This is a genomic window from Kothea flammea (assembly GCF_052161645.1).
GTDB lineage: Bacteria > Planctomycetota > Planctomycetia > Pirellulales > Pirellulaceae > Laterigemmans.
The window spans coordinates 3,355,055-3,363,183 of record NZ_CP197414.1; the positions used below are offsets into that span (position 1 = coordinate 3,355,055).

Genomic DNA, 8,129 nt, shown 5'->3' on the forward strand with positions numbered 1-8,129 from the left:
TTCGGCTATCTCAGCCGTTGAACGCTAGCTCATGGTTTCGATGAACCGGACGATTGAGTATTCCGGCTGATTCGGTTTGCTTAATGACCCAAGGGAATGTGCTTATGCGACGAGATCAAGCGAGTTCCCGCGGCGCCGATCTAGCTCGACGCCGCCTTGCTCCACGGAGTTAGCGTCCTCTGGCGAGCTTTCATCGAACTGTGCTTGGGACTTTTCTGCGCGAGCTTGCATTTCCATCTGCGTGGCGGCGGCGGCCACTGCGTGATCTTGGGAAGATGGCTCTGCGGGTGCAAGCGCAGCGGCTTTGACAACCCGAGCTTTGCGGATTGTTGCCTCCGGATCACCAGAGACGGGGGAGGTGTCGATTTGGACTTCGCCACCAACCGCATAGTTTCGACCGTCGGGCCCTTCTTGATAGCTGTAGGTTGGTCCCCCTAACGCATAAGGGCCCGCGGCAGCGACGTGAGCTTGCTCGTGAGTCCGCACCTCACGGTCTCGGTCAGCAAGTTTCTTGACCTGTTCCTGTTCTTCGGGGGTGAGATCACTCGCACCCTTTGGCGAAAGCGGCGAGGTCTCCGCCGCATCGTCGGCGGCTTCATCAGCAGCTTGGTTTTTCTGAGAATCACCAGGACTCTCACGAGCCGCGACGTCGCTTGTCGCGGCCGCGTAGGGCAAGCGACTTAACATCTCTTTGGCGGCGGGAGAAAGGCTCAGCTCGTCTGCGCCCCGGCCAACAGCTGTTTTGCCGGCGGTCGTCTCCGGCAGAGTCCCCTTCTTTTCTACTGGTGTCAGTCCGTAGCCGCCGGCCTGGGCAACACCTCGATAGAGCGAATCGATGGGATTCATGGCCAATGATACTCAAGCGATCTTCGTTCCACAGCCAGCAGCAAGCAAAGGGCTTTGTTCTCTTATTCGTTACTCGCGCGCACGCACTATCTAAATTCGAGTGAGTTGCTCCATACGATCACGTTAGCTGTTCATGTTAGACCGATTATGCGGATTCAGCAGAGTGATCATGCCCATCGCTCACTGGCTGATCAAGTAAGCGGTGTAGGCGAAGAAGGCCATCAAGAACAGGACTCCTTCCAATCGGCCGATCCGTTTGCCCGTGATAAAGATCGGTAGGCAAGCTACAGCGACCAACACCATCACAGGCACGTCAAACCAGATTGCTTGCTCGCTTACTGGTATTCCAGCCTTGGCAATAATTCCAGACATGCCCAGCACACAGGCTAGGTTGAATATGTTGCTGCCTACGACATTTCCCACCGCAATGTCACGGGCTCCACGGACGCTCGCCACGACCGAAGTGACCACCTCCGGTAACGATGTGCCAACTGCCACGATCGTGAGCCCAATTACTAATTGGCTGACCCCGAACCAAGTTGCGATGGAGACAGCACCGTCGACAAGCCACTTCGAGCCGAAGCCAAGCAAAATGAGTCCGATGATCACCAAGCCGAATGACATGGACCAGTGCGTTGCCGATGAATCCCCGGAGGCATACTCATTGGCAAATTCGTCTTTGACAACTTGCGATTCACGGCGGGAACCTCGAATGCAAATACCGATGTAAATGATCAAGATCGAGAAGAGGAAAGTCCCATCGAACCGCCCGATCAGACCATCACGTAACAAAATCCAGCTCAAGGCTGACAAGCCGACCATCACTGGCACGTCAAGGCGAATCAACTGACTGGAAACCAACAGTGGCGTAATCAGTGCGGAGATTCCTAGAATCAAGAGCACGTTAAAGATGTTACTGCCCACCACATTGCCGACGGCAACGTCCGCAGCTCCAGAAAAAGCGGCACGCAAACTAACGCCGAGTTCCGGTGCGCTCGTGCCGAAGGCTACGACCGTCAGCCCAATCACCAACGGTGAAATGCGAAACGCCGTGGCTATCGCCGACGCGCCGCGGACCAGCAGTTCGCCGCCCGCCACCAGTGCGCACAGTCCCACAATCAGTAGTATCCACGCCATCGCTTGTTCGTTCATCTAGGTACCAATTGTGTTGAAAGGTCGGCCAAGAGGTTATCGTGAAATCGTTGCAACTGTCGCGCCCGTGATTGGCTGCAAATCGACAAAATTCTTGAGCGGAGCCTGGCAAGAACTTGCTTGAACGAGGCACTCGCATGGCATGACTCCAGGGGCAAAAGCAAGCGGCACGCATGCCGATGGTGGGTCGATCCGATTTATTTTCCAATCCAACCAGCGCCAAAACGATAGTTGTTTGGCCCACCCGTCAATTGAGTTTTCGATTGCCATCACGGCGGCTGACTGACGGTTCTGCACGTCAAACAGGATATCCAAAGCACCGCACGGGCTGCCAGCAAGTAAAATCGCGGTGGCGTAATTGATACGGAGTGCGTCCTCTGTGTCAAAGCGCACCACGGTGGTACCGGGATTCAGGCAGATGCCCCGGAAGATGTTAACAGCCTCTGAGATCAGCCCCGCCCGCAATGCGCAAAATCCCCTCGCATGAGCAACCACTTTCGAGTGTGGGAACAGAGACAAGGCGTCATAGGCTTGCCGATAGCTCTGTTCGTGGATTAGCGTACAAGTCTGTGGATTGATTCTTGAATAGTCAATCGAGAGATGTCTCTCATGCTCGGTTACTTTAGGGATGTAGAGAGAGTTTGCCTTGGAGGTAGACATTGTGTGACTCTGGAATGATTTGCTAAGAAACGTTTGGAACCTTTTGCGACAACCTAAATAAACGGCGGTTAGGCGATAGGTTCTAAATTTGCAAACGTACTTTCAGCGTCACCAGAGACAGCGGTCGGCGAACATCTTGCGTCACGCCGGGGGAATCGATGTTCTCTTCAGGCTGGTTCGGGACTTGTTGCGACCACTTCGACGCCGCGGGCGACTTCCAGTTTCTAGAGGCAGACGTCGGCTCGGAGGTTGGCGTCGTACCAAGCACGGAATGTGAGGTCGCTCCCAGCACTCCATTGGTCGCTACCGGGGCGGAGGATGTAGCATTCGCATCGGAGATGGACGCCGAAAAACTCCCGAGTGGTCGACTTCCATCCCGGTTTTGCTCGGCGACAACGAAAACCCCGAAGAGCAAAAGCCCGCAAAGTATTACGCCAACGGAAAGCCGGCGATGTGGCACCAAATCGCGCCTTATTTGCAAAATTTAGAGGTTTCAGTTTGGCTGCTGTTCGACCACCCCAAGTTGTACGTTGAGGTTCTCCGCGAAGGAGTGATTCGTCAATCGGGCAGCATTCGTTGCAAAGAATTGAAGATTCTTTCAGTATTGACCGCCGCGCAAATCTGTCAAGTGGGATTTCGCTTGGCGGACTAGCATTTGAAAAGAAATGGCTCGTCGTCATCGATCGCCGCCTATCCTGAGTGCCCGCCTGCCGATGCCGTCTACCTACTCCTTTCGCGGTCCATCTCCGGCGTCCTGCAATTTGTGATAAAGTGGCATAGTTGTTTGCCATCTCGGGATAGTCGAGTGACGTTGTATAAGGAAACTGTGGTGAAAATTATTTTGCTGCTGCTATGCAGTTTGTCGATTGCGGATGAGGCCTTAGCCCAGACTCCGTTGCCGTATGTTGCCGCGCCAGCGGACAACCCATTAAAGGGCTTGGTGCCGTATGCGCGGCCCAGTCCTGGTCGCTTTCCTCATAGCATGGAATTTAGTTATCTACCTTTCAGTGAATTGATGACTGGCCCAGCCACGTTCAATTGGCATCCGCTGGAGGAATTGCTCGATGATATCGCTTCGCGGCGACACCAAGCGGTATTCCGAATTTGGCTGGAGTACCCGGGACGCGAAGGTGGCATTCCTCCCTTTCTAGAGCAGCAAGGTCTGAAGGTCACGGAGTGGCTTAATACCAACACCGCTCCCTTTCCGAGTAAAAAAGAACGCACGCCTGACTACAACGATCAGAGGTTGCGGGCCGCATTGCAAGCGTTCATTGTCGAGTTGGGTAAGAAGTACGATGGTGATCCAAGGATCGGCTTTATTACCGCAGGCTTGTTGGGCTCCTGGGGTGAGTGGCACACTTATCCTCGTTCGGAGTTGATGGCCAGCAAAAAAGTGCAGAGAGAAGTTATGGACGCTTATGAGCAAGCGTTTCAGATCACCCCCGTGCTCTTGCGTTATCCGGCCGGTGATGAAACTTGGGCGCACGCAGCGAATCATGATCGCGCTTTTGGCTATCACGATGATTCGTTTGCCTGGGCAACCCTGGATACCGGTCGAAAAGCAGATAGTTGGTTTTTTGTCCCCGCCCTCAAGGCGGCTGGTGTACAGGCAATCAATAAATGGCAGACGCGACCGATCGGCGGCGAAATTCGCCCCGAGCTTTGGGGGCAGGTATTTGACGACCAACCTGCACACCAGCAGGCTCAAGACTTTGCCACTTGCGTTGCCGAAACGCATGTCAGTTGGTTGCTTGACACAGGAATGTTCCAGGAAAAACAAACTCCACAGCGGCAACGTAACGCTGTCAAGCAAGTCCAACAAATGGGATATGAATTCCACATATTGTCAGCCGAACAGATCCGTAGTCCCGCTGGCGGTACTGAGATCACGGTGCAGATTCGTAACACCGGGGTTGCCCCGTTTTACTATCCGTGGAAAGTCGAACTGGCCGCGATGCGGGCGGGGCAAGTTGTAGACACCTTTCCGCTCGATTGGTCCATCACCGGATTGCTGCCTGCTGACTCGCCACGAACATGGCGAGTCCAATTGGCCGCTGATCAACTCCCCGACGCGATCGATGGCTTCGCGATCCAAGTGATCAACCCCTTACCCAATGGACTGCCGCTGCGGTTTGCCAATGAGTACGCCGCCAATGTGCCCGATGGATGGTGGCTACTCCCCAAGTAAAAGCTAAAGTTGATTTTTATGCTCGTCCTTTCAACATGCCGTGCCAGTACAGAGCGGGTAAGCCAAACTTTTTCAGGATGAACATGCTAAAACGTTCTTTCGCTTGGTCAAACGGGAAGCTTTCGGCAGGCTGGCCGCTGTAATCGAATTCGGCCAACACCAGGGAATCGTATCCGGTAACGACTGGGCATGACGTGTAGCCGTCGTAGCTGGCTGCCACCGGTTGGTCACGCATGCTGGCAAGTAAGTTAGTGACTAGCACGGGAGCTTGCTTGCGAATTGCCGCTCCGGTTTTTGATGTTGGTAAACTCGATGCATCCCCCAGCGCGTAAATGTTTGCAAAACGATTGTGTTGCAAAGTGTGTTTATCAACATCGACCCAGCCTCCGTCGCCAGCCAGTTCGCTCGAAGAAACAAAGTCGGGTGCACTCATCGGCGGCGTGACGTGCAGCATGTCATATTTAATGGCAATCTCCTCCTCGGTATCCATATGTCGGTAGATTGCTTCTTTGGATGCGGAACGAACCTCTACGAGATTGTGCCGAAAGCGAGTTTCGATCCCTTTTCTTGCCACAACCTGCTCGAGTACTTCGCGATATCGGTCCACGGCAAACAGTTTTTCGCCAGCAAGTGTAAAGATGATGTTGATGTCATCCCTCACCCCGGTGCGACGAAAATGATCTTCGGCAAGATAGCAGATCTTCTGGGGAGCACCGCCGCACTTGACTGCCCCAGCAGGTTGCGTGAATATAGCCACGCCTTGTTTGAGTTCTCGGATGAACTTCCAAGTGCTAGCGACAGTATCAATCGAATAATTACTGCAGACACCATCTTTGCCAACGGCATCTTGCAATCCCTTGACTTGGTTCCAATTCACCTGAATGCCGGGCGCGACGACGAGGAAGTCATACGTAATGGTCTCGCCACCACGCGTGTGGACGCTATCCTCGGCGGGCGCAAATGATTCGACATGGTCTTGGATCCAACGCACGCCGTGGGGTATCAAGTCGGCTTCGTTACGACCCGATTCCTCGGGAGAGAAGATGCCGCCTCCCACGAGCGTCCACAGAGGTTGGTAGTAGTGTTTGGCAGACGGTTCAATGATCGCCACGTCGAGGTTGGAGTCAGCATTCCGTAAACGGGCAGCGACCGTGATTCCAGCGGTACCACCTCCGACAATCACGATTTGATGATGGGGCATGCGTGTACTCTCGATTTAAGATCTTAACATGGTTGGCAGGGATACATGAGTGGCTGGGATCAACATCAATGGTCCTTGCTTGACGCTTCACTGGGCGCAAGCTGGCAAGGACATGTTTTAACTAACTGCCTTTTGCGGATGCGTGGTTTTCTTCCAACGTGCTGCCAAAGCATTTCGCGAACTGTAGCCCAAACGACACCGCACGTTGCGTTTTCGGATCTCGCATTGCGAACAGTAGCCCCAGCAAACCAACTCGTTCGGGTTGCGGGTGTTCGCAAGTACCGCGTCGACAACTGGCAAGCGCAGAGCCCGCCATCCCCACCGTCGCTACGGAATGCTCATTGAGCACATCAGACTTGAGCAAGAATCCGATGCGATCGAGTTCTTCATGCTGAATCTGTCCGCCCAAGTAAAGAGCGGCGTGCAATCCGCGACGAAGGCTCTGCTCCAAATCAATTCCGGAGGCCTTTAAGTTGGTTGCCCACTCGTCGAAAACATCCATCGCCGTGGCAAGCAAGTTTGGCAGCTCATCGATAAGCACGCTGCTCGCTTCCAACTTTGGCAACCGAGCCACCAATTGCTCCAGAGCTTGCAGATTTCTTGGCTCAGTAATTTGAACAAGCAGCTTGACCAGGTGAGTTGTGCGTTGCTCAAGATCAATCCCATCTTGAGCAGCTTTGCGGCTGATCGCGTCGAAGAAATCAGTTGCAATTGCCAATAAATTAGGTAACTCATCCGCCATTTGCAGCATTCGATCAAATGACTCCGCCCGATCCAATAGGCGGTGTAGGATTTCCGAAGTCTGCGGATCGTTGAGTCGCTCCGCAAGCGTCGGCCGTTCAAGCCGGGTATTCATGAATGCCTGATGTGGAATAAAGGAGAGCTGTTGGGTTTTTTGGCGAAGAGCGTGACTTCAAATCAACGCGGGTCGCATTGACCTGATCCGTTGCCACTCATTGTACTGTTCCCCGAGACGCGAGGTGAGCGACAGTAGGCATGACATCCAGCATTCAGTCAAATCCGCATCGCCGCAAACTGAATAAACCGTCAAGTTCCGTAGAGACGGTGTCTGAAGTAGTGTCGTGAAATCAATATATCGCAATGGTTCGATATGTCAAGCCAGTTTTTTGGGGCTTTCGTTTAGTTTGTGTTGGATCTGGATCGGCTCGGTCGGCAGCCGAGCGACCAAGCCGATGCGTCACCAATGATGGGAGCGTCTCCGTAAAGCATGTTGGCTAGGTGCGATGGTGCCATCGGGTTTGTATTCCGCCCCGTACAAATCATCTAGTTTTGTACCAATCAATAAGTTTTGCACCGTTTGGCGATTGCAGTGTCGAAGGGAACCACCTTGGCAGCGGAAAACGAATGGCTTTTGGCAGTCGAAGAGGGAGGCACTCGGTGGCCTCGGTTCACGGTCTAGTTTTGATTAACGCTTGGAGTTACTGCTTTGCTTGAGCCGGTAACTGTCGCCCTCGATCGCCAGAATCTCCACTTGGCGGCTGAATCGACGGCAATTCCTCTGGTGCTCAACAAGCACGTGGCCAGATTGCGGTTTTGACGATTACTCCGGTTATCCACAGGAATTGATCGTGGGGCTTTGATGAGTTGGCCTAACCCTGATGACTGAGCGGCGGAGTTGCCGAAGAAACCGATTGTGAGGGTTAGCGTTGAGCAAGAAGTCGAACTGTGGGTAAGAAACATGCGCGAACGATTTGCCGCCTTCAGTGATTTCATCGCGAGTTTTCTTTATTACCTTTGGATGGTGCGCGAAGTATTGACGGGGTTGTTGCTGTTGCTGCTACTTGGCGGCGTGCTCATCTCGAAAATTGAGGGTCTTTCATTGATGGAGGCCATCTACTTCTCCTTTATTACGGGGCTTTCCATTGGATATGGCGATATCACCCCACGGACCGGTCTGGGGATGTGTATCAGCGTTGCGATTGGGGCGGTCGGCATGGTCTCAACAGGGATAGCGGTCGCTATTGCAACACGCGCCTTACCTGACACGACCAAACAGCGGCTGCACAGAAAAGAGCAACGCGCCGTTGGAAGCCAGAGTCGATTTCCATAAAGCACACCAGA

At 53.5% G+C, this 8,129-nt stretch carries 8 protein-coding genes; 3 read left to right on the plus strand and 5 right to left on the minus strand.

Annotation, left to right across the window (positions count from 1 at the left end):
- Positions 1-102 precede the first annotated feature (102 nt).
- From SH139x_RS12885 to SH139x_RS12895, 3 genes are all read right to left on the minus strand, one after another.
- Positions 103-846: a putative metalloprotease CJM1_0395 family protein gene (locus SH139x_RS12885; protein ID WP_488355612.1), complete on the minus strand. Its 744-nt coding sequence runs from the start codon at positions 844-846 to the stop codon at positions 103-105.
- Between the two features lie 180 nt (positions 847-1,026).
- Positions 1,027-1,998, minus strand: a complete 972-nt coding sequence (locus SH139x_RS12890; protein WP_488355613.1) for a calcium/sodium antiporter — start codon at positions 1,996-1,998, stop codon at positions 1,027-1,029.
- Positions 1,999-2,034: 36 nt separating this feature from the next.
- Entirely contained in the window at positions 2,035-2,658 is a 624-nt protein-coding gene (locus SH139x_RS12895; protein ID WP_488355614.1) for a hypothetical protein, read from the minus strand.
- 451 nt (positions 2,659-3,109) lie between these two features.
- Here SH139x_RS12895 and SH139x_RS12900 point away from each other — a divergent pair, with 451 nt between their 5' ends.
- Both SH139x_RS12900 and SH139x_RS12905 read left to right on the plus strand, forming a co-directional pair.
- Positions 3,110-3,310: a hypothetical protein gene (locus SH139x_RS12900; RefSeq protein ID WP_488355615.1), complete on the plus strand. Its 201-nt coding sequence runs from the start codon at positions 3,110-3,112 to the stop codon at positions 3,308-3,310.
- 177 nt (positions 3,311-3,487) lie between these two features.
- Positions 3,488-4,846, plus strand: a complete 1,359-nt coding sequence (locus SH139x_RS12905) for a DUF4832 domain-containing protein (RefSeq protein WP_488355616.1) — start codon at positions 3,488-3,490, stop codon at positions 4,844-4,846.
- Positions 4,847-4,862: 16 nt separating this feature from the next.
- Here SH139x_RS12905 and SH139x_RS12910 read toward each other — a convergent pair whose 3' ends face one another.
- Positions 4,863-6,047, minus strand: a complete 1,185-nt coding sequence (locus tag SH139x_RS12910) for an NAD(P)/FAD-dependent oxidoreductase (protein WP_488355617.1) — start codon at positions 6,045-6,047, stop codon at positions 4,863-4,865.
- 121 nt (positions 6,048-6,168) lie between these two features.
- A complete protein-coding gene (locus tag SH139x_RS12915) occupies positions 6,169-6,903 on the minus strand; it encodes a helical membrane plugin domain-containing protein (RefSeq protein WP_488355618.1) in 735 nt (244 codons plus the stop codon).
- 843 nt (positions 6,904-7,746) lie between these two features.
- Between SH139x_RS12915 and SH139x_RS12920 the strand changes: the two genes are divergently transcribed.
- Positions 7,747-8,118 (plus strand): potassium channel family protein, encoded by a 372-nt coding sequence (locus tag SH139x_RS12920; protein WP_488355619.1) that lies wholly within the window; start codon positions 7,747-7,749, stop codon positions 8,116-8,118.
- The last annotated feature ends 11 nt before the right edge of the window (positions 8,119-8,129 follow it).

Excerpts from the sequence above, each read along its gene's own strand:
- SH139x_RS12900 (WP_488355615.1), top strand. The coding sequence starts at position 3,110 with ATGTGGCACCAAATCGCGCCTTATTTGCAAAATTTAGAGGTTTCAGTT.
- SH139x_RS12920 (WP_488355619.1), top strand. The coding sequence starts at position 7,747 with ATGCGCGAACGATTTGCCGCCTTCAGTGATTTCATCGCGAGTTTTCTT.
- SH139x_RS12890 (WP_488355613.1), bottom strand. The coding sequence starts at position 1,998 with ATGAACGAACAAGCGATGGCGTGGATACTACTGATTGTGGGACTGTGC.
- SH139x_RS12910 (WP_488355617.1), bottom strand. The coding sequence starts at position 6,047 with ATGCCCCATCATCAAATCGTGATTGTCGGAGGTGGTACCGCTGGAATC.
- SH139x_RS12915 (WP_488355618.1), bottom strand. The coding sequence starts at position 6,903 with ATGAATACCCGGCTTGAACGGCCGACGCTTGCGGAGCGACTCAACGAT.
- SH139x_RS12895 (WP_488355614.1), bottom strand. The coding sequence starts at position 2,658 with ATGTCTACCTCCAAGGCAAACTCTCTCTACATCCCTAAAGTAACCGAG.
- SH139x_RS12885 (WP_488355612.1), bottom strand. The coding sequence starts at position 846 with ATGAATCCCATCGATTCGCTCTATCGAGGTGTTGCCCAGGCCGGCGGC.